Annotated in this window: 25 protein-coding genes; 20 read left to right on the top strand and 5 right to left on the bottom strand. The window is 30.8% G+C overall.

Annotation, left to right across the window (positions count from 1 at the left end; genetic code table 11):
- Positions 1-112 precede the first annotated feature (112 nt).
- The 3 genes from CN601_RS03295 (at position 113) to CN601_RS03305 (ending at position 2752) form a co-directional block, all read left to right on the top strand.
- Complete coding sequence (locus CN601_RS03295; RefSeq protein ID WP_098170044.1) at positions 113-1582, top strand: SulP family inorganic anion transporter; 1470 nt, start codon at positions 113-115, stop codon at positions 1580-1582.
- A 243-nt stretch (positions 1583-1825) separates the two neighbouring features.
- Entirely contained in the window at positions 1826-2341 is a 516-nt protein-coding gene (locus CN601_RS03300) for a nucleotidyltransferase domain-containing protein (RefSeq protein WP_257131597.1), read from the top strand.
- Positions 2342-2368: 27 nt separating this feature from the next.
- Entirely contained in the window at positions 2369-2752 is a 384-nt protein-coding gene (locus CN601_RS03305) for a glyoxalase superfamily protein (protein ID WP_098119715.1), read from the top strand.
- 87 nt (positions 2753-2839) lie between these two features.
- Here CN601_RS03305 and CN601_RS03310 read toward each other — a convergent pair whose 3' ends face one another.
- Positions 2840-3331 carry an FUSC family protein gene (locus tag CN601_RS03310; protein ID WP_098170046.1) on the bottom strand — a complete coding sequence of 164 codons (492 nt, stop codon included), beginning with the start codon at positions 3329-3331 and terminating at the stop codon, positions 2840-2842.
- Between the two features lie 141 nt (positions 3332-3472).
- Here CN601_RS03310 and CN601_RS03315 point away from each other — a divergent pair, with 141 nt between their 5' ends.
- On the top strand, positions 3473-3784 hold the full coding sequence (locus CN601_RS03315) for an antibiotic biosynthesis monooxygenase (RefSeq protein ID WP_098119717.1): 312 nt from the start codon (positions 3473-3475) through the stop codon (positions 3782-3784).
- Positions 3785-3876: 92 nt separating this feature from the next.
- Here the strand turns inward: CN601_RS03315 and CN601_RS03320 are convergent, their stop codons facing one another.
- Positions 3877-4743: a metallophosphoesterase gene (locus CN601_RS03320; RefSeq protein ID WP_098170047.1), complete on the bottom strand. Its 867-nt coding sequence runs from the start codon at positions 4741-4743 to the stop codon at positions 3877-3879.
- 172 nt (positions 4744-4915) lie between these two features.
- On the opposite strand from CN601_RS03320, the gene CN601_RS03325 reads away from it, so the two are divergent.
- The 3 genes from CN601_RS03325 to CN601_RS03335 all read left to right on the top strand — a co-directional run bounded on the left by CN601_RS03325 (position 4916) and on the right by CN601_RS03335 (position 9322).
- Positions 4916-5560 (top strand): response regulator transcription factor, encoded by a 645-nt coding sequence (locus CN601_RS03325; protein ID WP_098170048.1) that lies wholly within the window; start codon positions 4916-4918, stop codon positions 5558-5560.
- A gap of 131 nt (positions 5561-5691) precedes the next feature.
- Entirely contained in the window at positions 5692-6942 is a 1251-nt protein-coding gene (locus CN601_RS03330; protein ID WP_179865423.1) for a sensor histidine kinase, read from the top strand.
- Positions 6943-7024: 82 nt separating this feature from the next.
- Positions 7025-9322, top strand: a complete 2298-nt coding sequence (locus CN601_RS03335) for a glycoside hydrolase (RefSeq protein WP_098170050.1) — start codon at positions 7025-7027, stop codon at positions 9320-9322.
- Positions 9323-9516: 194 nt separating this feature from the next.
- Here the strand turns inward: CN601_RS03335 and CN601_RS03340 are convergent, their stop codons facing one another.
- On the bottom strand, positions 9517-9852 hold the full coding sequence (locus tag CN601_RS03340) for a L,D-transpeptidase (RefSeq protein WP_098119722.1): 336 nt from the start codon (positions 9850-9852) through the stop codon (positions 9517-9519).
- 233 nt (positions 9853-10085) lie between these two features.
- Here CN601_RS03340 and CN601_RS03345 point away from each other — a divergent pair, with 233 nt between their 5' ends.
- The 3 genes from CN601_RS03345 (at position 10086) to CN601_RS03355 (ending at position 11998) form a co-directional block, all read left to right on the top strand.
- Complete coding sequence (locus tag CN601_RS03345; RefSeq protein WP_098119723.1) at positions 10086-10727, top strand: glucosaminidase domain-containing protein; 642 nt, start codon at positions 10086-10088, stop codon at positions 10725-10727.
- A gap of 124 nt (positions 10728-10851) precedes the next feature.
- Positions 10852-11268, top strand: a complete 417-nt coding sequence (locus CN601_RS03350; protein WP_098170051.1) for a GNAT family N-acetyltransferase — start codon at positions 10852-10854, stop codon at positions 11266-11268.
- Positions 11269-11557: 289 nt separating this feature from the next.
- Complete coding sequence (locus CN601_RS03355; RefSeq protein ID WP_098119725.1) at positions 11558-11998, top strand: hypothetical protein; 441 nt, start codon at positions 11558-11560, stop codon at positions 11996-11998.
- 275 nt (positions 11999-12273) lie between these two features.
- On the opposite strand, the gene CN601_RS03360 is transcribed toward CN601_RS03355, so the two are convergent.
- Both CN601_RS03360 and lexA read right to left on the bottom strand, forming a co-directional pair.
- Positions 12274-12900, bottom strand: coding sequence for a GyrI-like domain-containing protein (locus CN601_RS03360; protein WP_098170052.1), 627 nt, complete (start codon positions 12898-12900; stop codon positions 12274-12276).
- A 113-nt stretch (positions 12901-13013) separates the two neighbouring features.
- A complete protein-coding gene (gene lexA, locus CN601_RS03365; protein ID WP_098119727.1) occupies positions 13014-13661 on the bottom strand; it encodes a transcriptional repressor LexA in 648 nt (215 codons plus the stop codon).
- A 141-nt stretch (positions 13662-13802) separates the two neighbouring features.
- On the opposite strand from lexA, the gene CN601_RS03370 reads away from it, so the two are divergent.
- The 10 genes from CN601_RS03370 (at position 13803) to CN601_RS03420 (ending at position 24551) form a co-directional block, all read left to right on the top strand.
- Complete coding sequence (locus tag CN601_RS03370) at positions 13803-14459, top strand: YneB family resolvase-like protein (protein ID WP_098119728.1); 657 nt, start codon at positions 13803-13805, stop codon at positions 14457-14459.
- Positions 14460-14557: 98 nt separating this feature from the next.
- A complete protein-coding gene (locus tag CN601_RS03375; protein ID WP_098119729.1) occupies positions 14558-14797 on the top strand; it encodes a DUF896 domain-containing protein in 240 nt (79 codons plus the stop codon).
- Positions 14798-14976: 179 nt separating this feature from the next.
- On the top strand, positions 14977-16980 hold the full coding sequence (gene tkt / locus CN601_RS03380; RefSeq protein WP_098170053.1) for a transketolase: 2004 nt from the start codon (positions 14977-14979) through the stop codon (positions 16978-16980).
- 191 nt (positions 16981-17171) lie between these two features.
- Positions 17172-17609, top strand: a complete 438-nt coding sequence (gene sirA / locus CN601_RS03385; protein WP_098119731.1) for a sporulation inhibitor of replication protein SirA — start codon at positions 17172-17174, stop codon at positions 17607-17609.
- 85 nt (positions 17610-17694) lie between these two features.
- Positions 17695-17910: a YneF family protein gene (locus CN601_RS03390; protein WP_373604949.1), complete on the top strand. Its 216-nt coding sequence runs from the start codon at positions 17695-17697 to the stop codon at positions 17908-17910.
- Between the two features lie 183 nt (positions 17911-18093).
- Positions 18094-18999 (top strand): tyrosine-type recombinase/integrase, encoded by a 906-nt coding sequence (locus CN601_RS03395; RefSeq protein WP_098170054.1) that lies wholly within the window; start codon positions 18094-18096, stop codon positions 18997-18999.
- Between the two features lie 1626 nt (positions 19000-20625).
- Positions 20626-20976 carry a hypothetical protein gene (locus CN601_RS03400; protein ID WP_098170055.1) on the top strand — a complete coding sequence of 117 codons (351 nt, stop codon included), beginning with the start codon at positions 20626-20628 and terminating at the stop codon, positions 20974-20976.
- An 845-nt stretch (positions 20977-21821) separates the two neighbouring features.
- A complete protein-coding gene (locus CN601_RS03405) occupies positions 21822-22358 on the top strand; it encodes a DUF3102 domain-containing protein (RefSeq protein WP_098170056.1) in 537 nt (178 codons plus the stop codon).
- Between the two features lie 201 nt (positions 22359-22559).
- Entirely contained in the window at positions 22560-22745 is a 186-nt protein-coding gene (locus tag CN601_RS03410) for a hypothetical protein (RefSeq protein ID WP_098170057.1), read from the top strand.
- A gap of 705 nt (positions 22746-23450) precedes the next feature.
- Positions 23451-24551, top strand: coding sequence for a hypothetical protein (locus CN601_RS03420; RefSeq protein WP_098170059.1), 1101 nt, complete (start codon positions 23451-23453; stop codon positions 24549-24551).
- Positions 24552-24603: the final 52 nt, after the last annotated feature.

Here is a 24603-nt window from a genome sequence, read left to right on the forward strand (position 1 = left end):
CCATACGATATTCCCAAAAAAGGTTCCTTTTTGGGAAAAATGGTGTTAGACTATTTTTTAGATAATCGGCATCGAATTTTAAGTGAAAAAATAGATATGGGGTGTACGTTAATTGGTAGAAAAAATTAAGAAAGAATGGTTTTCTAATATAAGAGCAGATATTTTAGCTGGTATTGTTGTTGCTTTAGCTCTAATTCCTGAAGCAATTGGATTTTCCATTATTGCAGGTGTCGACCCAATAATTGGATTATATGCTTCATTTTGTATTGCTGTTGTTATTTCATTTGTTGGAGGCCGTCCGGGGATGATTTCAGCAGCTACTGGAGCTATGGCTCTTGTTTTAGCTGGTTTAGTAAAAAAATATGGTATAGAGTATATGCTTGCAGCAACTATTTTAACAGGAATCATTCAAGTGATTCTAGGTTTTCTAGGAATTGGTAAATTAGTAAAATTTATTCCTCGATCTGTTATGACAGGCTTTGTAAATTCGTTAGCAATTTTAATTTTTATGGCTCAATTACCTTATTTTGTTGGTCAGTCGTGGCAAATGTATGCGATGGTTGCTGGTGGATTAGTTGTAATTTATTTGTTTCCAAAAATTACTAAGGTAATACCATCACCGTTAGTAGCGATCATTACAATTAGTTTAATTGCAATTTTTAGTGGAAGTGATGTAAATAAAGTTGGAGACATGGGGGATATTTCAGGTTCACTACCAAGTTTTATTTTACCGAATGTGCCACTTAGTTTTGAAACGGTTAAGATTATTTTGCCTTATGCAATTTCTTTAGCTTTAGTCGGTTTAATTGAATCATTATTAACAGCACAAATAGTTGATGATCTGACAGATACGACAAGTAATAAAAATTTGGAATCTAAAGGTCAAGGAATTGCGAATATTGTCAATGGATTATTCGGAGGAATGGCTGGTTGTGCAATGATCGGACAATCGGTAATTAATGTGAAATCAGGTGGTCGAAGTAGATTATCTACATTTGTCGCTGGTTCCTTTTTAATGTTTTTAATTATGGTATTAAACAAGTTAGTTGTTCAAATACCCCTTGCAGCTCTAGTTTCAGTTATGGTGATGGTATCAATTAGTACATTTGATTGGTCATCTCTAAAAACCTTAACAAAACTGCCAAAAACAGATGCAGCTGTTATGGTTGTAACAGTTGGAGCAGTAGTATCAACTCATAATTTAGCAATTGGTGTTATTATAGGGATTATATTAAGTGCAGTTTTCTTTGCAGCAAAAATCTCAAAAGTAAAAGTAACTACTCAACTTGAAGCAAATAAACGAGTTTATAAAGTAGAAGGTCAACTATTCTTTGCTTCAGTTACTGATTTTGTTGCAGCATTTAATTTTAAAGATGAAGTGAAAATAGTAGATGTTGACTTATCAAATGCACATATTTGGGATGATTCAGGTGTATCAGCAATAGATAAAATTGTGATTAAATTCCACGAAAATGATATAAAAACAAATATTATTGGTTTAAATCCCGCTAGTAAATCAATTGTCGATTCGATTGCTTTATTTAATAAACCAAGTGGAATAAACGAAAATATTGGGCAATAAGAAATGGCTTCTTCATTTTTGAAGAAGCTTTTTATTTGTTTATATTTGGCTTGTTTCGAAAAAATACTGTAAATCTATAAACCTCTAATTTGGAATGATTAATATAGTAGTGTAATCAAATTCTTTTTGTTAAAAGCTGTCTAATACAGCTTATTTTTTTTGTGGAAAAACTTGTTAATGATAGAAGGTAAGTAAACACGAAAGTAGAAACTTATAAAGATGATTAAAAAAGGTGTGTTGAATATGAACTTTAGTTTAGTTAGTAGTCAATTGAAAATACTAGACGAAATTAATAGAATCTGTCTTTCTCACAACTATAAAATATGGTTACGTGGAGGGTGGGCAATTGATTTTCTACTTGGAAAAGTTACTCGTGAACACTCAGATATTGATTTAGTGAGTATAATTCAACTTCGCGAAAACATTGAGAAGTCAATGGTTAATGCTGGTTTTGAGAAAAAAACAGTTAGTCTACTTCAGACAGATTTTCAGAAGAACGATCTAGATGTAAGCTTTATATTTGTAAAAATTTCAAACAAAGGTAACTTCATTGCGAATGGTTTTCCAGACTGGGAATGGCACAAGGATTCTCTATCAGTACAGAAGTATCATTTAAAAGGGATCTCGATTGCTGTTTTAAATCCACTCCAGTTACTTGAAGAAAAAAAGGTTTATGAAAAAGGCACTGGACGCAAACTTCGACCAAAAGATATTGAAAGTATGAAAATTATTCAAGATATTATTGATTCAAAAAACTAAATAATTTAAGAAAAGGTGATGTAATTAATGAGTACTTCAGAAATAACAATGAAAAGCCCTACACCAATCCTCCGTATTTTTGACGAAGAAAAAGCAAAAGAATTTTATCTATCATTTTTAGAGTTTGCTATCGATTGGGAGCATCGATTTGAAGATGATTTTCCTTTGTATATGCAAATTTCATTTAACAATTGTATAGTACATCTTTCTGAGCATCATGGAGATTGCAGTCCTGGGGCTGCGATTAGAATTGAGGTAGGAAACTTAGACGTATATCACTCGAAACTATTATCGAAGAAATACAAATATGCACGTCCGGGAATCGAAACAACACCTTGGAATACTCGTGAGGTATGCGTAGGAGATCCATTCGGTAATAGGATTGTGTTTTTCGAGAACATAAAAGAATAGAGAGTAATTTTCAACATAAGCCTTATAAATAAAGAGGATTGGCTTAGGGATTAATCTAGCTAATCCTCTATAAGAACTCGGTTTGCACTATTTCATTGTCTTTTTTCTTGAGTTTAGTGATGACCAAATGAACTGTATTAAACTAGCAACTAGTACACCTACAAGCGTATCTCTCATTCGATCCATTGCATAATGATCTGATTTGTGTTCAAATGCAAACACAAATAGTATTGTTAGAGCAATCTGGTGAAATACTTTTTTGTCTAATTTTAAGAATTTAGCAGTATACGTACCAATTAAAATTATTAGCCCTAAATTCAATCCAGTAACTTTTAAATGACTAGCAACTATTACTGTAATGATAATTCCAATCATTGTTCCAATAACACGTTTAAAGGATAAACTGACCGTTTTGTCCATTGTCGTTTGAATAGTAAGAATTAGAGAAACCGGACCTAAATAAGGATGTTCGGAACCGAAAAATTTTGAAATTTCCCACGCTAATGTTGAACCAATCGATAATTTCCAAATTAGAGATGTTAAATTATCTGATGGGTTCTGTGATTTTAATTCTTCCATATACACCAAGCCTACGCCATTTTTCTTTATTTTCTGCTCAAAAAACTTCCTTTATGTATGATTTTGAAAAGTATAAATTAGATTTTTAATACTTATAATACTGTTTAGTTATAAAACAATATTTAGAAATGGGTTGAAGAAATGATAACCGTTTTATTTGAGTATAAGTTTGAAAAAAAATACTTAGAGGATTTTAAATCAAGATTAAAAAAATCTGCTTCTTTAAAATTTCATTCAGAGCCATCAAATATTGGAATGGATTTTATGCAAAGAGAAGATGAGCAATTTTATTACATTAATTTATTTATTAAATATAAAAGTATTGAAGATTATGAAGAAAGGACAAAGTTTGAAAGAAGCCAAGATGAATGGAATGAAACCTGGTTTAGTGAAGACATTACACATGAACTATTGTCGGTGACAATTTGGACGGATTTTAGTCCAATGTCTTAACTTGGAATATCGTTAAGGCAAGCATTTTGTGAACTTGGCTCAATATACGATAGTTAAAACCCGCAAGGATCTATTTAACCTTGCGGGTTTCATCATTTATTCGTTAATGTAAAAACAGTTAGTTCTGGGACACTAAAAAATCGAAAAGGAATTCTAGTAGTACCAATGCCACGATTTACATATAATGACATCGGTTTTACGTGTTCCTTTAATTCATATAGCCCTTCAGTATAAATGTTTGCAAGCGGAGGGGTATAGATTGCCTCATGAAAAGGTAGTTTTACTTGACCGCCATGACTATGACCAGAAAGCTGTAAGTCGATTGGATATTCTTTCAGTCGGTCTGCTACATCAGGTTCATGAACGAGTAATAGGTTGAATGCATTTTTATCTATATCTTTAAATGCTTCGGTTGGATTGGGTCTTCCTAATAGATAGTCATCTAAACCGATAATGTTCATTTCACTATTCTTTAGTTTGATCTTCACATTGTTATTTTCTAAAACTGTAAAGCCAGAATTAACGAATACTGCTGAAGATATTTTCTTTCCTGCCCCGCCAACGTCGTGATTACCATATATTGCATATTTCCCATATTTAGCTTTTAATTGTTGAAGGATGGATGGAATTTGGTCGATCTTATTGTAGATTGAGCTATTATCAATTAAATCACCAGTAAATACAATTATGTCCGGTTTTTGTTTATTAATTTGATTCACTACATTTTTTAACTGCTTTAATGAAAAATGCTCTCCTAAATGGCTATCACTAAATTGGACAATTTTCAGTCCCTCCATTGATTTTGTAACGGATTTAGACGATATGCTAATTTGATTTAAATCCAACATTTTAGGTTCAATACTTTTTGAATAACTGTATATCATGATTGGGAAAATTAATAATATTAGGATAAAAACTATTAATCTTCTAATTAGTTTTCTAAATAGGATATATTTCATGTTGGTTAACCTACCTTTTGTTAATTTATAGATACTACATAAATCGCAAATAAAATGAATAGTGCGCTGACGAATATTTCAATAGTTCTCATGTTTTCACTCCTCGAAAGAAGTTTAAGCTCTTTTTGTTACACGAACGTGACAAAAAATATAAAAGTATGGGGGAATTAAAATCAATATATTAATCGCTGATGATGAACAAGATATGTTAAAAATTTTGCAAGTTTATTTTAAGAAGGAAGGATATAATGTTTTTCTAGCAGAAGACGGTGAACAAGCTATTGAGTTATTTTATAAAGAGAAAATTGATCTAGCTATACTTGATTGGATGATGCCGCTTAGTAGTGGGTTAACTGTATGTAAAGAAATTAAAAGAAATAGTGATACAAAAGTGTTAATGCTGACAGCAAAGAGTGAAGACGAGGACGAATTACAAGCGTTAAAAATAGGTGCTGATGATTATGTAAGGAAACCGTTCCATCCTGGGATCCTAATTACTAGAGCAAAAAAGTTATTGAAAGAAGAAAATCAGATCGTAATCGGCAATTTAAAGGTAGATTTTAAAGGGAAAATGGTTTTTAGAAACGATGAAAATTTAAATTTAACTAAGAAGGAAATAGATTTATTAAGCTGCTTAGTTCGAAATCGTGGCAACATTTTATCACGCGAGGATTTATTAGTGAATGTATGGGGGATCGATTATGATGGTGATGATCGAACCGTTGACACTCATATAAGGAGATTAAGAGAAAAAATAGGAGAAGATCTTATTCAAACACATCGAGGTTTAGGATATAGTCTAATAAAAGAAATATGAATCGATTAGGAAGAAAAATATCGATTGCGATTACACTCTGTATTCTCTTTGTTTTTATTTTTTATCTAATTATCAATTCCTACTTATTACCAAAGTATTACTTATATCAAATGAAAACTAGGTTGCATAATTTGACTAATGAAATAGATCAAATGGCGACGGCTGAATTCAAACAAGCAATTAGCAAATTTGAACAAAAAAATAATGTTACGATTGTTTATGAACCAATACAATCTGATTTGGATCAATTTAATGGATTAGTAAGAGATAAATTAAATCAAAAAAGAGTAACACTAAATAAATTTTGGGTAACGGATGAATCTTTAAATCAAGTTAAAAGTGGTAAAAGAATAAGTAAAATTTATGATCAAGGTAAATTAAAATCGAGTTTTTTAGTCGACTTTATCCAAAAAGATAATCTATTTATCGTAGTTGGTGTTTCAATTGTTTATTTAAGTGATGCTGTTCAAATCGTAAATAAATTTACCATTTATATAATGATTTCATTAATAATACTGTTGATTTTAATGGTTTGGATTTGGTCAAAGAAAATAACTGATCCTTTAAAAGAATTAAAAGATATTTCCAAAGAAATTGCTCAGTTAGAATTTAAAAAAGCCAATATTTCGACGAATGATGAAATCGAAGAACTTGCAAGAAGTATTAATGAAATGAGTGACAAGTTGAGACTTGCACATGAAGATTTAAATCAACGAAATGCAAACTTGAAAACGTTCATATCAGATATTTCTCATGAACTCAAAACGCCGTTAGCTTTAATAAAGGCTTATTCTGCAGGAATTAAAGACGGAATTGACGATGGTACATATGTAGATACAATTATAAAACAAACAGATCAAATCAACCGATTAATTGATAAGTTATTAGAGTTATCAAGAATTGAAAGAGAAGTTTTGCAACTTGAACGAATCGATTTAATCCTACTGATGAATCAGTGCTTAGAAAGCTATGAAATAGAATTGATGCAAAATACGATTGAAATAAAAATAAACCAAAATGGAATACGACAGCTATTCATTGAAGCCGATCGTGATCAGATTGAGAAAGTCGTTACGAATCTAATTAGTAATGCGATTAAATACACAAAAAGTCCGGAAGTTTTAATTCAGTTTCAAGAAAATAATGAGGGATTTATATTCATAATAGAAAATGAGACACATCTAAATCATTCCACTCAAGTCGAAAAAATCTGGGAACCATTTTACGTAATGGAGCCATCTCGAAATAAACATTTAACCGGAACAGGTTTAGGATTAGCAATTGTACAGTCGATCTTAAATCGTCATCGGTTTCAACATAAAGTTAGATTAATTGATGGGAAAATACAATTTAGCATTCATTTTCCAAAGCCCTTACAATAGCGTAAGGGTTTTTAATTTTGTCCTTGGTTGTAACATTCGTGTCACAAAGCACCATTATGCTTACAACCAAGGAGGGAATGAAATGAAAAAAATAGTTATTTTATTTTGTTCAAGTATTTTACTAATGAGCACTTTTTCAGGTTGTCAAAAAGAAAATAAAAAGTCTAAAATTGTTTCAACTTATAAGCCAAATGATTTTACTTTTGATGTTAATCCAGAAACGTTTGAGCTTTTTGTAGAGAAAGATGGAGTAAAGGAAAGTGCGTCAAGTCCAATGAAAAAGGAGAAAGTTACAAAACTAGTTAAATCAAAGCAGTCAGCTTCATGGAGTTATCCAGATCAACAGATTGATGTTGCGATTAAAAAGAAAGCGAATTACTTAGATGTAACTCTTAGGTCCAATGGTGCAAAGAGTTTTGAGTGGCCAAAGGTCAGCGCTAAAAGCTATATTATGCCTTTTGGAGAAGGGAAGTTGATTCCAAGTAATGATGAGAATTGGAAAAAGTTTTTATCTAATGAGGAGCTTTCATTCGCTGAAAGTTTTTCAATGAGATTTTTCACTCTAAATAAGGGCAAGTATTCGATTACTTACATTGCTAAAAATATGTTCAATAATACAGTAAAGTTTAAGTCGGCACCTTCAATTAATTTTGCATTTGAACATGAATTTCCAACGATTAATCCGGATAAAACATATGGTTTTCGTATTTATGTAACAGATCAAAATATTGTTCATATAGCAGAAGTTTACAAGGATTATATAGTTGAAAAGGGTGACTTTAAAACTCTAAACGAAAAAAGTAAAGAGAACCAAAATATTAAAAAGCTATATGGTGCACCACATATTTATTTATGGAATAGTGAAGCAATTACTAATGAAAACATAAAATGGAATTTACTTCAAAAGAAATTAAATGGACCTTTCTTCGACTGGACTAAGGCATTAATAAAGGATTATGCCCCAGAAGAATTTAATGAATATAGTAATGTATTAAATGATGCCAAAAAACAAACTTATCTTGATAATTATCAAAAAAACAATATCATAAATGCTTTAAATAGTGTCTTAAAATTAACCCAATTATATAAAGAATCAATTTTTCCAAAGTTAGATGAAGAATCAAATAAATTAATTAAAAGGGGTATTAAGAATTTAAGTGAACAAGAACTTTATTCTTTAAATAAGCATCTTTTAAAAATTTCTTTAGGGGATTCAATTGATCCGATTAATCAGTGGGCGAAAAAAGATTCGATTGATTTAGTAAATGATTTATATCACTCCGGTATTAAGAAAGCTTGGATTGGACTTCCGAATTGGGCGAATGGTTTAATGAATCCCCAAATGGTAAAACAAGCAAATGAACTAGGTTATTTAATTGGACCTTATGATTCCTATCATTCAATTCAAAAAGATGCATCGATTGATTGGAACACTGCGTCATTTCAAGATAAAAATCTATATCAAAATGCTACGATTACAAATAGAAAGGGCGAAAAAATTAAAGGATTTTTAGGTAGAGGTAGAAAGCTAAATCCAACATTATCATTACCAAGTGTTAAACAACGAGTTGGCGGGATATTACAAAATGATATCGACTTCAATACTTGGTTTATTGACTGTGATGCGACAGGGGAAATTTATGATGATTACACGACTGATCATCCAACAACACAAAAACAAGATTTAGCTGCACGCTTAAATCGAATGAATTATGTCGCAACGAAAAAGCACATGGTGGTTGGGTCTGAAGGTGGAAACGACTTTGCAAGTAAAACGATTGCATTTGCCCATGGGATTGAAACACCTGTAATACAGTGGAGTGATCCCGATATGAGAACAAATAAACAAAGTAAATATTATGTTGGAGGATATTGGTCTTCTACAAACAGTATACCAGATCGATATAGTAAGCAAGTACCGATTAAACAACTTTATAAGGATGTTTATTTAAATCCAGTTTATACATTGCCGATGTACAAATTAGTTTATAACAATTCAGTTATAACAACTCACCATTGGGAATTTGGTAGCTTAAAAATAAAAGATGAAGTAGAAAATCGCATGCTTTACGAATTGCTTTATAATGTTCCACCTCTTTATCATCTTGATTCGAAGGAATGGACTAAAAATAAAGCGAAGTTAACTAACTATTTAAAAATATGGTCGCCATTTCATGAAAAAGCTGTTCAAAAAGAGATGACAGATTTTAAAATCCTCTCACATGATCGCTTAGTACAATCAACAACATTCGGAAAAAATCTCAAAGTTATTGTTAATTTTTCGGATGAAAATTTCAAGTACCGTAATGTGACTATTTCACCAAAGACAGCGGTAATTTACGATGGAAATAAGAAGATTGTTTTTAATCCTTATAACTAAATATGGAGTACTCGTAACATAATTTAAAACACTATAACTCTACAAGAAGATCAGTTTTCTTGTGATTTGTAGTGTTTTTTTAGTTTACAGACATTTTCTGAAATTTTAAATGAAATTTAGAGGTTTTCATATTAGGAATATTTATCAGTTTTATTGATTGATCAACAAGTATTATTTCTACTAAACTCACTAAATTATTTACGAATTAGAACTCCTGTACCGATTGAAACCATTGAAGACAATTCAAGAACATCTTCATTGTACATTCGTACACAGCCATGTGAAACAAAGTGACCAATTGAGGCAGGGTTATCAGTTCCATGAATACCGTAATGTGGCGCTGATAAACCCATCCATAGGACTCCAAAAGGTCCACCAGGATTTGGATCTTTATTTATAATTGTATATGTTCCTGTTGGGGTTGGAGTTAGCATCTTTCCTACACCGATTGGATAAGTTTTAATTAGTTTGTTACCATCGAAAAGTTTAAGTTGTCGGTTTGAAGTAGAAATATCAATCCAATTAGTCAAATTCATCAGCTCCGTTTTACACATTGTATGTATGAATCAAAATAGATGTTAAATTTATATGGAATGGAAGGACTTGTGAGGGCTTAAATACTCAAAATATACGAAAATAAATACCATTCTATTTAAGATTTACTTATAAAAAAATTTCTTATAATCTACCAATGCTTATATCAAGTTCAAATCTATTGAATACACTATAGGACAAGCTTTCTAAAGGAGAGGATCAATCGATAGTGTCTAATACTGTTAAATATTTTCAACTTGCTCAAGAAGTTTCAAAGAGAATTGGTTGGTTAACTGAGGTAATTTATACTCAATGGCAAGTAGAAACAGCACATTTTACTTCTAATAATTTTAAGAAGAATAATAATATTGCAGGCCAAACCTGGTATCCGGGTTTACCACTTAGTATGAGAGGAACTGCTAGACCTAAGAGCGAAGGTGGATATTATATAAAATATGCTGATCCAGTTCAGGGTTATGTCGATTTCATATTAAGTAATCCGCGATATAGCAAAGTCAAAACATTCAAAACGGCGGATGAACAGTTTAAAGCAATTGCTGATGCAGGCTGGGCAGCTGACCCAAATTATGCAGATGTGCTCATTTCAGTAAATAATGCAAATATAAAAAATGGATTATATAAAAAGATTATGCAAATAGAATCGAATCCGTATAAGGGAATCTTAAAAAAAGGGTCAAGAGGAGTGCGAGTTAAAAAGGTACAAGAAAAAATAGGAGTAAAAGTGGATGGGATATTTGGTATCCTAACTGAAAAAGCCGTTAAAGAGTTTCAAAGTAAAAACGGTTTAGTAGTAGATGGAATTGTTGGAGTAAAAACATGGAGCAAACTTTTCTATCCATCGAATATATAAAGTGATTAGTAGTTTATAAATTGACCTTGTATTCATATAATACAGGTCATATTTTTTAGTTACTTATTTAAAGGGAAAAGCAATGATTTTAGTGAATAGTAATCTTATGGAAGGATGAGATTTTGTGGAAATTAGAAAAGCTTTAGTAAATGATTACGAATCAATCGTATTTATAGATTCACAAGTAATTGGAAGTCGAAAAAGGGAAAATAAAATACATAATTCAATTGAAGAAAATAGATGTATAGTTTGTGAGATAAATAAAAGTATAGGTGGATTTTTAATTTTTCATAAGTTTTTCTTCGGTCATCTATTTATTGATTTGATCATTGTTTCACCAAGAATGAGAAGATTAGGTATTGCTCGAAATCTTATGGAATATATAGAAAAAATAGGCGGAAAAAAAGTATTTTCTTCAACTAATCAATCAAATAGTTTAATGCAAAATGTGTTTTATACTTTAGGTTATATAGAAAGTGGAACTATTGAAAACTTAGATGAAGGGGATCCCGAAATTGTCTTTGTGAAAGTGATACACTAGTTTTTTCCAATTAAACTATGTAAAAGCTCATAAAAAACCTATTACTCAAATAGGATATGAATAATAGTTTTAATCTTTTAACAAGTAATTTTGAAAAGCGTGACATATTTATCAGTTCGATTAATGAAAGCATAAATCAAATTACATAAGTTTATGTTTTATTAATTACTTTAGTCTAATTTGTTTAAAAATTTTTAAATACCTTCTTCCTGTTATTCTATTTACCTATGCTATATGAATAGAAATAATATATAAATGCTCCAATTATATCAGTACAAGGAGTGGAAATATGGATTTTAAAAGGGAGTTTATATTAAGAACAAAAGCAATTTATAAAGAAACTGTTACAGAAAATATGGCCTATAATAAGATGTGCGAGAAGTTTGAATCATATTTTGTTGATTTAAAGGAGTCTCTGAAAAAGGAAATTGAGGTTTCAAATGGTGAATTTGATATAATGATTGATAAAAACAATGTGATTGAAGTTTTGTTAAATCAAAGAGAGTTACAAATCGTTATTGAAGATACTGAAGTCGTAGTCACTATTAAATACTTCGATGAATTGCAAAATGAACAGGTCGAAAGTAAGATTGATATAATTGAATATGATAGTGGGGCATATAAGAGTCAAGTATTTCAATCTCCAATTACAAGAAATATTATTGATAATTATTTAGCAATTGCTTTTAGAGATGATTTAGAAAAGACTTTTGAGAGTTATAGTGAATGATTGATTTAATAAAAAATATTGAACCTTAAAATGAAGAGCTTGGAATATCCAGGCTCTTTATTCTGTTGTAAATGAAAGCTGAAACGACCAATTACTAGAGTTTGATGGAAACTAGTTGCTAAAACATATTAACATTTAAAATTATTAATAAATCTTCAAAACACGATATCTTTATAATTAATTAATTGTGCATAAAGTAATTGATCACTATAGAATTTTTATATTTCAACCATTTTGAAGAGCTTGTTTTTGCAAGCTCTATTATTATTTCTAGACTAAAGTTCTTCTACTTGAAACCTTAATATAGTTTTTAATTTTTCAGGTTGAGTTTTTCTTGCATCAGAAATATAGATTTCTTTATGTGTTTTTTGAACTCTTTGTAAACCATTCTCCATGCATAACTCTTCCATTTGTTTAAAAGTTCGTGGTTCATCGTCATAGCTTCCGACATGCATCATTTGAACACATGAACCCTCTGTAATCGATTCGAATTTAACGTTTTCTAGTAGTGGATTTTTCTTTTTTTGTTTTAGTTGATCTAAGACAATTTGAGCTAAATTGTCTGTTACAAAGTCAGGTTGTCTGATCATTAATTTATATAGAAGATGATCTTTATTTAAATAGTCAAGCTTTCTACCTTCTTCATCTAAGTCCCAAACTCCTTCGAGCGGGAAAACAGTATAATCAAAGTATCCTTCTGGAACAATTCCCTTTTTAGGTAACATTTTAATTGCATATGCTAATGAATAAAGTGCTTCTACATTAACTTTAAATAATTCATTATTTGGATTACCTTGTCCTTCAATCGTTATGTAGTTAAATGAAGGTAAATTAATTTTAGAAGGCTCACTTTTAGGTAGATAAATTTCTTTTAAACTTTTTCTCCATTCAAATTTACTCACTAAAAAAACTCCCTTATTGATTACGTTGTGTGATGTTGCTTCTACAATTTAAAACAATTCTTATAAAAATAAAAAGCAATCACATAAAAATGTCATTGCTTTTAAAAGTTTCATTAATGATATGTACGGTAAACACCAATTACTTTTCCTAAAATTGATACTTGTTTTAATAGGATTGGATATAGTGCGTCATTTTCAGGTTGAAGTCTGAAATGGTCAGTTTCTTTATAAAAACGTTTAACAGTTGCTTCACTATCTTCTGTCATTGCTACAACAATTTCTCCGTTTTCAGCAGTAAATTGTTTCTTAACAATTACTAGATCATCATTCAAAATACCTGCATTAATCATACTATCTCCTTCTACACGTAACATAAACACTTGTTCGTTAGATGGAGCGACAGATGTAGGTAATGGAAAGTATTCTTCTACGTTTTCTACAGCAGTAATTGGAATACCTGCAGTAACCTTACCAATTACAGGGATGTTAATAATATCGTTATACACTTCACTGTATGGAGCTTGTGGTTCATTGACAACAGTAGTTGCATCGCCTAGAATCTCAATCGCACGCGGTTTTGTAGGGTCTCTGCGAATAAATCCTTTTTGTTCTAGTCTTTCTAAGTGTCCATGTACTGTAGAACTTGAAGCTAACCCAACAGCCTCAGCAATTTCCCGAACTGAAGGTGGATAACCTTTAATCTTTACTTCATCTTTAATATAAGCTAGTATCTCTGCTTGCCTTTTAGATAATTTGTTCATCCTAATTTCCCCCTTGCTATATAAAGTAGATAATACGTTCCTCTTTATTTTTTTCATTATATCATGATAGGATATGATATACAAACGTTAGTTCTATTTTTTATTAAAGTAGTTTTCATGTTCGTATGGAGGGAACAGTTAATGAATGCAATAATTTATGCAAGAGTAAGTACTGCCAAGGATTCGCAAGAGACATCATTACATAGACAAATAAGTGAACTAACCGAATTAGCAAACCGGATGGGAATGTGTATTCTAGATTCAATTAGTGAACAAGCAAGTGGATATGAAGTAGAACGTGATGGTTTATATCAGTTATTCCAAGTTATAAAGGAAAATCAGGTAGATGCTCTACTTATACAAGATGAAACTAGACTAGGTCGAGGGCATGCTCGAATTGCGCTATTACACTATTTGAAGAAAGAAAATATTAGATTATTTACATCTTCTCATAATGGACAATTTCAATTAAGTGAAAGTGATGAAATGGTTTTAGAAATTTTAAGTGTTGTAGAGGAATATCAGCGGAAAATTCATAATATGAAAATAAAAAGAGGTATGAGAAAGGCGGTTGAAAACGGATACAAACCTCAAAAAAACTTAATCGGTAGTGTAAATGCGGGTGGAAGAGATAAGTTAGAATTACCTATATTAGAAATAGTAAGATTACGTCAAAATGAACTTACTTTTGAAGAAATAGCAGCTACCTTAAGGGGTTTTGGTTATAACGTTTCAAAGGCAACAGTTAATAGAAGATATAATGAACATATGAAAGAAAACTCCAATATTGAAAGCTAAAGCAATTTATTGTAAGATGAGATACATTGAAATGATTTTAGCTACTTTGTCTATATAGAACAATGAATAGATAAGATTTAAATAAAGGAGAGGTTGAAATGGTTACTAAAAAAACTTTAGATAGAATAAATGAATTATCAAAAAAGTCCAAAGAAGTAGGATTAAATCCTGAAGAGAAAATCGAACAAGATCAATTGAGAAAAGAATATTTAGCAGATTTCCGTTCTCGTATGGTCGATGAATTAACTTCGATTAAAATTGTCGATGAAAAAGGAAATGACATAACACCTGCAAAGTTAAAATATGAAAAAGCGATGCGTAAAAGAAATTTACATTAAAAGAAATTAATATTTTATATTTAAGTAAATGATAACAATTGAAAGCAGATGAAATTTCTGCTTTTTTCTATTTCTTGGAAAGAATTCCTTAAAAATGTCAAAACTAAGTGTTAGTTATTGTAATAAATCATGGTAAATTATATGATAATATTTATGAATAAGCTAAAGGAGCGAAATTTATGACTACTAATATTGAACAATTAGCAATTAATACGATTCGTACTTTATCAATTGATGCAATCGAGAAATCAAATTCTGGTCACCCAGGAATGCCAATGGGTGCTGCACCAATGGCGTATGCATTGTTTGCAAAATTCATGAATCATAATCCTAAAAATGCAAAATGGTTTAACAGAGACCGATTTGTATTATCAGCAGGTCACGGTTCAATGTTACTGTATAGCATGCTACATTTATCAGGTTATGAAGTATCTATTGAAGATATTAAGAACTTCCGTCAATGGGGAAGCAACACTCCAGGACATCCTGAATACGGACACACACATGGCGTTGAAGCAACAACAGGTCCATTAGGACAAGGTATTGCTATGGCTGTCGGTATGGCTTTAGCAGAGCGTCATTTAGCTGATACATATAACAAAGAAAACTTAAATGTAGTTGATCACTTTACATATTCAATTTGTGGTGATGGCGATTTAATGGAAGGTGTTTCTGCAGAGGCAGCATCATTAGCAGGACATTTACAATTAGGACGTTTAGTAGTTCTTTATGATTCGAATGATATTTCATTAGATGGAGAATTAAATCGTTCTTTCTCTGAAAGCGTAGAAGACCGTTTTAAAGCGTACGGCTGGCAAGTTATACGTGTTGAAGATGGTAATAACCTAGATGAAATTTCTGCAGCTATTCAAAAAGCTCAAGAAGAATTATCGAAACCAACATTAATTGAAGTTAAAACAACAATTGGTTATGGTTCTCCAAACAAATCAGGAAAATCAAAATCACACGGTGAGCCACTAGGTAAAGAAGAAACAATTTTAACAAAAGAAGCATATGCTTGGAGTTATGAAGATGCATTCTATGTACCAGAAGAAGTTTATGCTCATTATAATAAAGTAATCGTTGAAGCTGGTGCAAAAAAAGAAGCAGAATGGAATGCTACTTTTGCTAAATACGAAGAAACATACCCTGAATTAGCAACTCAATTAAAAAATGCGATTGAAGGTAATATTACTGTAGATTTAGAATCAACATTACCAAAATATGAAGTCGGCAAAAAGATTGCTACGCGTTCATCTTCAGGTGAAGCGATTAATGCAATTGCTAATGTTTTACCAAGCTTCTTTGGAGGATCTGCTGACTTAGCTGGATCAAACAAAACTTATATGAATGGTAAAGGTGACTTTACGAGAGAAAGCTACGATGGACGTAATATTTGGTTCGGTGTACGTGAATTTGCAATGGGTGCTGCATTAAATGGTATGGCTCTTCACGGAGGTGTACATGCATTTGGAGCAACGTTCTTTGTATTCTCTGATTACTTGAAACCTGCAATTCGTTTAGCTGCTCTAATGAATTTACCAGTTACTTATGTATTTACACATGATAGCATCGCAGTTGGCGAAGATGGCCCTACTCATGAGCCAGTTGAGCAATTAGCTGCATTCAGATCAATGCCAAATATTAATGTAATTCGTCCTGCAGATGGAAATGAAAGCTCTGCAGCTTGGAAAGTAGCAGTTGAAGCTAAAGATGCACCAACAATGTTAGTTTTATCTCGTCAAGATTTACCAACTCTAGAAGGCACTACAACTGATATTTATAATAAAGTTTCAAAAGGTGCTTATGTCGTTTCACCTGCAAAACAAGATAAAATTGATGTTGTACTAATTGCAGCAGGTAGTGAAGTGCAATTAGCAGTTGGAGCTCAAGAAAAATTAGCTTCTGAAGGAATCTCTGCTTCAGTTGTTTCAATGCCTTCAATGGACTTATTTGAAAAGCAATCTGAAGAATATAAACAATCAGTATTACCAAAAGAAGTTACAAAACGTGTAGCAGTAGAAATGGGTTCTTCATTCGGATGGCATAAATATGTTGGATTCGATGGAGAAGTTATTGCAATCGATACTTTCGGTGCATCTGCTCCTGGTAACTTATTAATGGAAAAATTCGGATTTACTGTAGATCATGTAGTATCTGTAGCAAAAAAAGTATTACAATAAAAGACTGAAAAAGGGAAAAAAGGAAAAGAAAGTTAAAATCTTTTCCTTTTTCCTAAAATTTTTTCTATATAATGCTTTTTTAAATATTTTTCGACAAAACTAGTTGGTTTTCACTCCTTTAAAGTGACAAATATTTTGTAAGGAATTATATATAATCTTCCATACAGATAGTTGTTGGGAGTGGACAAGATATGAGAGAGTATAAAATTTTTTTAATTCGAGAACCACTGTCTATAGAATTTTATGGTAAAGAGCATAAAATATATCAACTAGTATATGAGTATTATTATTCAACCTTTGAACTAAGGAAAATAATCGAAAAACAATTAGAATATATTACCGAACCAATACCTTTATTTGAGCTACACACATTTTTTCGCAAAATTAATCCAGAGCAGATCTACCTATATGAAGAGACTGGGGAATATCTTCTAGAACTTACTGATGGTGCAAAGGCACAGCTAAAAATATATCCTAACGAACTGATCTTGTATGCAGATGGAACACTTGAGGCTGAAACAATCTTTTTCGAGTTGTTAAGAAAATTTCGTTCAACATTTATAGCGATTGATGTAAAGGATCAGCGATTTGGCTGGCTTAGACCGATTGCCTATCAAAAGTATATTTAACGATTAAATTGCAGAATGCTCTTGTATTAACTGGTTAGTTTTAGTAAAATTGTTTCTAGATGATTTTAAGGAGGAAGCAATAAGTATGTGGTATTATTATGTTCTAGTCGGAGTACTAGCATTAATTGCTGGTGTTGCGATTGGATTTTTCATAGCTCGTCAGTACACAATGAACTATTTAAAGAAAAATCCACCAATTAACGAACAAATGTTAAAAGTAATGATGGCTCAAATGGGACAAAAACCTTCACAAAAGAAAATTAACCAAATGATGAAGGCTATGAACAACCAAACAAAATAATAAATCTTAGGTGTACCAAGGGTTTGTAGCTTGTTTTTGAGATAAATGTGTGGAATAATCTCGTTGAAAAACTTACTTGGGTTAATCCTTCATATGAGATTTATAATTTCTAACTCAATCTTTCATTATACTAATTCGAAACCACTTTTCTATTGGAAAATAAACCAATGGGGAGTGGTTTTTTTGTTGTTAGAAGATGTTCTAGAAGAATATTTATACTACTGCCGAGCAAAAGGTTTCACTAAGAAAACAATGATAAATAAAAGGCAAGAATTGAAACAGTTTAAAATTTATTTAAAGGAAGAACGTGGAATTATAGATTTTGAAAAAATTACTCTACTTGATCTTAGAACTTATGCAAGATATAAAACAGAAAAAGGACTTCAACCTCAAAGTGTTATTACAATGTTAAAGTTGATACGGGCTTTCTACTCTTGGTGTGTAAGAGAAGAGTATATTGAGAAAAATATTGCTTCGAAAGTTGAGTTACCAAGAGTACCGAAAAAAGTATTAAAGGGTTTTACTCTTAAGGAAGTCCAATCCATGGTAGAAGCTTTTTCTTATAAAACATACTTAGAAGCCAGAAACAAAGCAATTGTGGCTATGCTTGCTGATTGTGGATTAAGAGCAATGGAGATCCGAGGGCTAAAATCAATTAATCTAAAAGAAACTACAATTCTAGTAAATGGAAAGGGGAATAAAGAAAGAGTTGTTTTTGTGAGTCCGGCTTTAAAAAGAATTTTGATTAAGTATGAGAGAAAGAAAAAACAGTACTTTGAAGACAAAGTAACATTTGATAATTATTTCTTATCTTATACTGGCGGAGAAATGTCTCATGTAGCAATACACAATATCATTAAGGAAGCTGGGAAAAGAGCTTGTATTGAAGGTAAAAGAGTATCTCCACATACATTCCGCCACTTTTACTCAGTGCAATCTTTGAATAGTGGCACTTTAGATTTGTATTCACTAAGTCGTCTTCTCGGTCATTCTGACATTTCTATTACCCAGAGATATTTGCAGAGTATGAATGATGAGCAATTGTTGAATAAGGCAATTTCATCAAGTCCTCTTATGAATTTAAAGTAATTAATATAGGACAAGCTTTACAACAAACTAAACAAAAAAAAGACTCCTATGTGCAGTAGGAGTCCAACGAAGATTTTATTTGATCCAACTCGACTAAAAATTGAATAGAACAAATCCTTCTTGTACGTCTATTATACCATTTTTCAAAAAATGTGGTCAATAGGCTTAGTTTCTTATTGTCTTTTTTAGAAACTGTAAGGTAGTGGAAAGCATAGCACACACTATAACCGCCATAACCTAAGCTGAGGGGCTGCATAAAGTCAGCGTTGACACAATTAGACCGTTTCCTTGTTTACGGTGTGTCAAGTCTATGTGAGGACTACATAAGGTCTGGTGGTTATCTAGCATACTAACGGTATGGGTAAAGCTGAAAATTGAATAAATCAAAGGTTATTGAATTTATTTGTTATTGTTACAAATTCCCTTTTATTCAAGCATGTAGGATAGATATTACATGTTAAAAGTCAGTTATAGCGAAAGCTAGTATTCAAACAAGGGCAACGGATTCCATAGTAAAACGACCGTTTCAGAATACTTACTTACTTTATTTTTTTATTATAAGAATAAGGTAAGTATTCTTGCTAGCCGTTGTCCATGTGTCACTCCCATTTCAGTTTTTTGAAGAACCTAATGTCAAGTGCAAAATATTAAATTTGAGGTGGAAATCATGAAAAAAGAGAACAAAAATGAAATTAAATATGGGGAGATAATAGAAGGGGATTATGGTTATGATGAGTTTACAGGACAAAAAATTATAGGGTAAATTTATGGTGAAAATTTTGAGGTTGTTATAACTGAACAAAATGATCCACGAAAAGTTGTGTTTTCGGATGATTTTTATCGAAAACTGGCTAAGATTATGTTCCAAGATGACATTAGATTTATCGATGAGGAGTATTATAGAGTTGTTGAAGATAATGAAGATAAATAAGTTATAAGAAAAGTAGGAACTAAATGTAAGAAACTAGTAAAAAAATCCAAACAATAAAGCTATTAAAATAATATATTATATTAAGAAGTTTGTTGCCATTGCTACCACCTGAAAAAGAGAACTTGGTTCTCTTTTTTTTTTATCGATAACAGTGTCTATGTAAACTAAATTTGTATATGATTTAAAGACGTATAACCAGAGCAATTAAAATTAATTTTTATATAATAATTGTATAGTAACATTTATTTTTTTTATCCAATATCACCTATTATTCACCTATTTTTAGAGAAACTCATTTACTTGGGAGTTTCTCTCTTTTTATGCCTTTTGAAGCCTTGGTACATAAGGCTGGTATTCGTGAAATTAACTCAATTATATAAAAAAAGATAAGCCATTCATTCTGCATGGATGATGGAAAAGGAGCAGAGCTGGCTCATCTGTGTTATTGTGTGACTTTTATAAAAAATTATACAAAAAATAATAACTCCTGCCACATGCGTGAGACAGGAGTCAGATGTACATAGGTCATTGAGGTACATAAGCGATTGGTTGTAATAAGCAAGACCTATATAAAAAGTATTTGTATTTAAAGTATAAATTATTCATTTAATTTTATGAAGAAAACTCTAATTGATTTCTAAATAATTGACATTGTCCATACAATAGTAATAAATGTTATATTTGAGGAAATCCAATTGAAAAAATTAATTGTAACACTTTCAATGATAGCTTTATTAATGGGTTGTAGTTCCAACAAAGAATATAATAAAACTTATGACACTATGAATAATAATATCATTTCATTAGGTGACAATTTAAAAAACAATGATACTAAGACAATGGACAAAATAGAAACAATAGAAAATGATTTATCTAAGTTGAATGATCAGGCCAACAGTGATAAACAAAAACTTTATATTGGCGCAATGAAACAGGATATCAGTTTTATTAAAGATGGTTTTAATGATGGAGACTCAGATTTTTATTTACAATTTTATAATTCATTAATTAACGATATGAAAACATTGAAAAAAGTATCTGAATAAAATGCCTTTATAAAAACGATCAATAAGATTTAATACTTCGTATAAAGTGTTTATCACTTTAACCATTCCTTTATCATCAAGAGAAGAAACTTTTTCCGAGTAAAATTTAATCATAAATTTGTATAGATTTTTTTGTGGATAAATCATCCATGATCTTAGTAAAACCAGATAAGCAATAACAAAACAAAGGTAAAGACGGATTAGGATTTATTTCCTTTTCTGTCTATATTTATTTTTTGGAGATATTTTTTACCATAATAGAAAGGTAGGGTCATTGTGTAGCCGTATATTATTGGGGGTACAGTAACGGATTGTAATAAAAGAGAACACTATACAGTTTTATATAGTAAAAAAAGAAGCTCTAAAAAAGAACTTCTCTAGCGATGTAAAATAGGTGATTTTGAAAATGTAGAACTGCTTAAAACATTATATGGGATTAATTAGAAATGTTTACGTTAGAAAAGTAGGAACTCCCCTGTAAAAAAACTTTGTGTAGTTTTAAAAGCTTATCTATTTTTTTATTTTTTTGTGTAACAGGGGAGTTTATTAATAAGTATTTTTAAAAATAAGGGATTTATACTATAAAAATAAAAAACAACTGAATCTCTCTGAGGTAAGACTCTCTTGTGAAAAATAATCATGTAATTGTTCTATATTTGATATTTCAATAACTTCAAATTGTTACTTTAAATAGCAATAGATGAGCCGTTCATTCTGCATGGATGATGGAAAAGGAGCAGAGCTGGCTCATCTGTATTAGTATGTGTAATAAAAGTATAAATTATTCATTGGATTTTATGGGAACTAAATGTTTGTTATAGATCCAATAAAGGGAGAATTTAAAAATGAATGAATTAACACTTTCAACAGATATAAACATCATCACCGCAGAAATTAACAGTTATAAAAATGTAGCTGGGCAAGCGATATTTGAAATTGGTAAGAGGTTAGAACACGCTAAAAATGAACTTTTTAAAGAAAAAGGATATGGAGAATTTGATAAATGGTGTAATAAAGATTTAGATATGACAAGACAAACTGTAAACCGTTTTATTAAGGCTCACAAAGAACTTGGAACGACATCGTTCCAACTAGGTAGTGGAAAGATATTTGAAATTCTTCAATTACCTGAAAATGTAGATAAACAAGAATTTATAACTCAACAACATAGTATACCCTCTTCTGGCGAAAAAAAAACAGTTGATGAGATGACAGTGAGGGAACTACGTGAAGTTAAGAAAGTGATTGATTTTCTAAGTCCATCAATTGGACTTAGAGATTTTTCTGTTAGAATTTCCCCATGCAAAAAGGGAGTTTCACTAAGAAAACTGCTTATATCTCTAGTTCAAGGGTATTTACATGAACCATCGTTAAAAGGTTAGGTGTGTATTAGATCTGAGTTTTGTCAGATTTACGATGAACTTCACAAATACCCATAAATAAAATAAGCAAATTTAGATGAAATCATGTTATTTTAGTCAGAAAATGACTATATATAGTAGGAACTAATATTTTTTTGTCCTAGTAAAGCAACCTTTTATATGCAAATGATTTAAATTTAACTTAAAGGAGGTGAGATCATAATGAATAAAGTAGCAGAAGTTAGAGTATTATTGATTCACATTTTAGAAACTAAAGGAATTAAATTGAAGTTTATCGCTGATAAGCTTGGATGGAACTATAAGAATTTAGTTAGTTGGAAAAACAACAATAGAAAATATAGCTTGGACAAAATTAAGGAGCTTGAAGCACTTTTAGTACGATTATAGAATAAATGCAAATCAGACTAGACACAATGTATCTAGTCGTGGTAAGATAGAGGTCTACCGTTATATATGCAATTACTCAGTATTGTAGCGATATTAACATACTATAAAAATGTAACTATAAATGAATTATATACGATAGATATGGTGATGTCAACAGTAATTAAAATAAATTTTAGGAGGTGGTTTAATTGGTTGTAACAAATTGTTTCATCACATGTTAAATCAAACTTAAATAGAAAAAATTAATTAATAAACTAAAGGTGGAATAATCCATGAATATTCAAAATGAAATCAAATTTTTCTATTGTTACGATTTATCGCTAGTTAAACATTTACGCTCTAAAAATATCTATTACATAACTAAAGCTATTCATCCGGCAAGTATGAAAATGTTCTTTATGTACATATCGGATGATACCTTTCAAACTAGTTTTAAAGAATTCAAGGCGTTGAAGAGTGCGTAACCTAGTGTTAAAAGAGGTAAAATAATTCCATTTATAACACTAGGGTTATGTTATAATCGGCAAAAAAATTCCATCTATGACACTAGGTAGTGTTATGAATGGTATAGATTTTTCCATTTATAACACAGTATACATAGGAAACATATTTACATAGGAAACATATTACAGAGAAAACTGGCGTGAATGAATACATTCCCACCTATTAAATTCAAAATTAAATGATATCCAGGAGGCAATACCAATGTTAATTAAAAATTTCACTAGTGATGATTTCGTCAGAGCTTACAATCCTTTTTCCTCTGCAAAATCAAAATTTCATCTTACTGAGGATGAATTTTATATTTATTCATTTCTATTTACGTATAGGGGGCATGACAATTCAATCAGAACTTGCATCTATACAATTAATGATTTATTACCTGTTAAATTTGTCAAAGGTGACTCAAAGAACATGGGTAAAATTAAAGAAGTAATATTGTCACTTATCGATAAAAAAGTTTTCATTTCACATAGAAATAATGAAGACTTAAAGAATCATAGCACACTAGAATTCACAATTAATGATATGGAAATTATGAATGATGGAGTCTCTGAAAATAAACAAGTTGATGAAGATAATAAATTTATGAATTACAGCATGATACCATATACCAAGCTATTAGAATTTTCATCTGCAAGAGATTTATATATTTATTATGTTGTTTCTAAATGGGAAACAGGATGCAAACTTTCGTACAGTAGTTGGGGAAATATTTTAGGAGTTAACACTAGATCAGCTATTAGAATTATCGATGATGCAGTAGAAAGGGGAGTTATCTACAAGAATATTGGTAATTATTCAGATTCAACTGTTGATGGGCGTAATCAGAAGCAGCAAGACAGTAACGTTTATAAAATTACTCCATTCAATCAGAAACAAAAAACTATTCAAACTAAGAAAAACGAAATTCTAATTGAACCTATTCAAGTTGACGAGGTAAAAGTATCAAAGGTTAAATCTGGAAGTGGATTTGGAAAGAGGCCGCAACGTAATCATAAATCAGAGGAAAAAGATATAGCTGATATGTTAGCTGCAGGAATTGATTCAAATAAACCGATTGAAAGTGATCCAGATGAAGAGTATTTCGGGGGACATAATCCGAACTTTAGAGATATTCTAAATGCTGAATCTCCATACGAATTCATGGATGAGGAAATTACAATAGTTAAATCTAATCTCATAGTAATTCAAAATGGTAAAGCTGTCCCGTTTGGTAAATTTGAACACGAAAAACAACCAATTCCTCAGAAGAAAATGGTTCATGATAAAACTATTGAAGAAGTAGCTAACATAATTTTTTAGTACTGTTTCAATTATAACATAGAAATCTAACTGGTACAAATATATTAATCAA

It is taken from the genome of Bacillus sp. AFS017336, assembly GCF_002555445.1.
GTDB lineage: Bacteria > Bacillota > Bacilli > Bacillales > Bacillaceae_G > Gottfriedia.

Bases quoted from the DNA above. Each gene is read 5' to 3' on its own strand.
- CN601_RS03300 (WP_257131597.1), top strand. From the start codon at position 1,826: ATGAACTTTAGTTTAGTTAGTAGTCAATTGAAAATACTAGACGAAATT.
- CN601_RS03305 (WP_098119715.1), top strand. From the start codon at position 2,369: ATGAGTACTTCAGAAATAACAATGAAAAGCCCTACACCAATCCTCCGT.
- CN601_RS03310 (WP_098170046.1), bottom strand. From the start codon at position 3,331: ATGGAAGAATTAAAATCACAGAACCCATCAGATAATTTAACATCTCTA.
- CN601_RS03315 (WP_098119717.1), top strand. From the start codon at position 3,473: ATGATAACCGTTTTATTTGAGTATAAGTTTGAAAAAAAATACTTAGAG.
- CN601_RS03320 (WP_098170047.1), bottom strand. From the start codon at position 4,743: ATGAAATATATCCTATTTAGAAAACTAATTAGAAGATTAATAGTTTTT.
- CN601_RS03335 (WP_098170050.1), top strand. From the start codon at position 7,025: ATGAAAAAAATAGTTATTTTATTTTGTTCAAGTATTTTACTAATGAGC.
- CN601_RS03355 (WP_098119725.1), top strand. From the start codon at position 11,558: ATGGATTTTAAAAGGGAGTTTATATTAAGAACAAAAGCAATTTATAAA.
- lexA (WP_098119727.1), bottom strand. From the start codon at position 13,661: ATGAACAAATTATCTAAAAGGCAAGCAGAGATACTAGCTTATATTAAA.
- CN601_RS03370 (WP_098119728.1), top strand. From the start codon at position 13,803: ATGAATGCAATAATTTATGCAAGAGTAAGTACTGCCAAGGATTCGCAA.
- CN601_RS03375 (WP_098119729.1), top strand. From the start codon at position 14,558: ATGGTTACTAAAAAAACTTTAGATAGAATAAATGAATTATCAAAAAAG.
- tkt (WP_098170053.1), top strand. From the start codon at position 14,977: ATGACTACTAATATTGAACAATTAGCAATTAATACGATTCGTACTTTA.
- sirA (WP_098119731.1), top strand. From the start codon at position 17,172: ATGAGAGAGTATAAAATTTTTTTAATTCGAGAACCACTGTCTATAGAA.
- CN601_RS03390 (WP_373604949.1), top strand. From the start codon at position 17,695: ATGTGGTATTATTATGTTCTAGTCGGAGTACTAGCATTAATTGCTGGT.
- CN601_RS03405 (WP_098170056.1), top strand. From the start codon at position 21,822: ATGAATGAATTAACACTTTCAACAGATATAAACATCATCACCGCAGAA.
- CN601_RS03410 (WP_098170057.1), top strand. From the start codon at position 22,560: ATGAATAAAGTAGCAGAAGTTAGAGTATTATTGATTCACATTTTAGAA.
- CN601_RS03420 (WP_098170059.1), top strand. From the start codon at position 23,451: ATGTTAATTAAAAATTTCACTAGTGATGATTTCGTCAGAGCTTACAAT.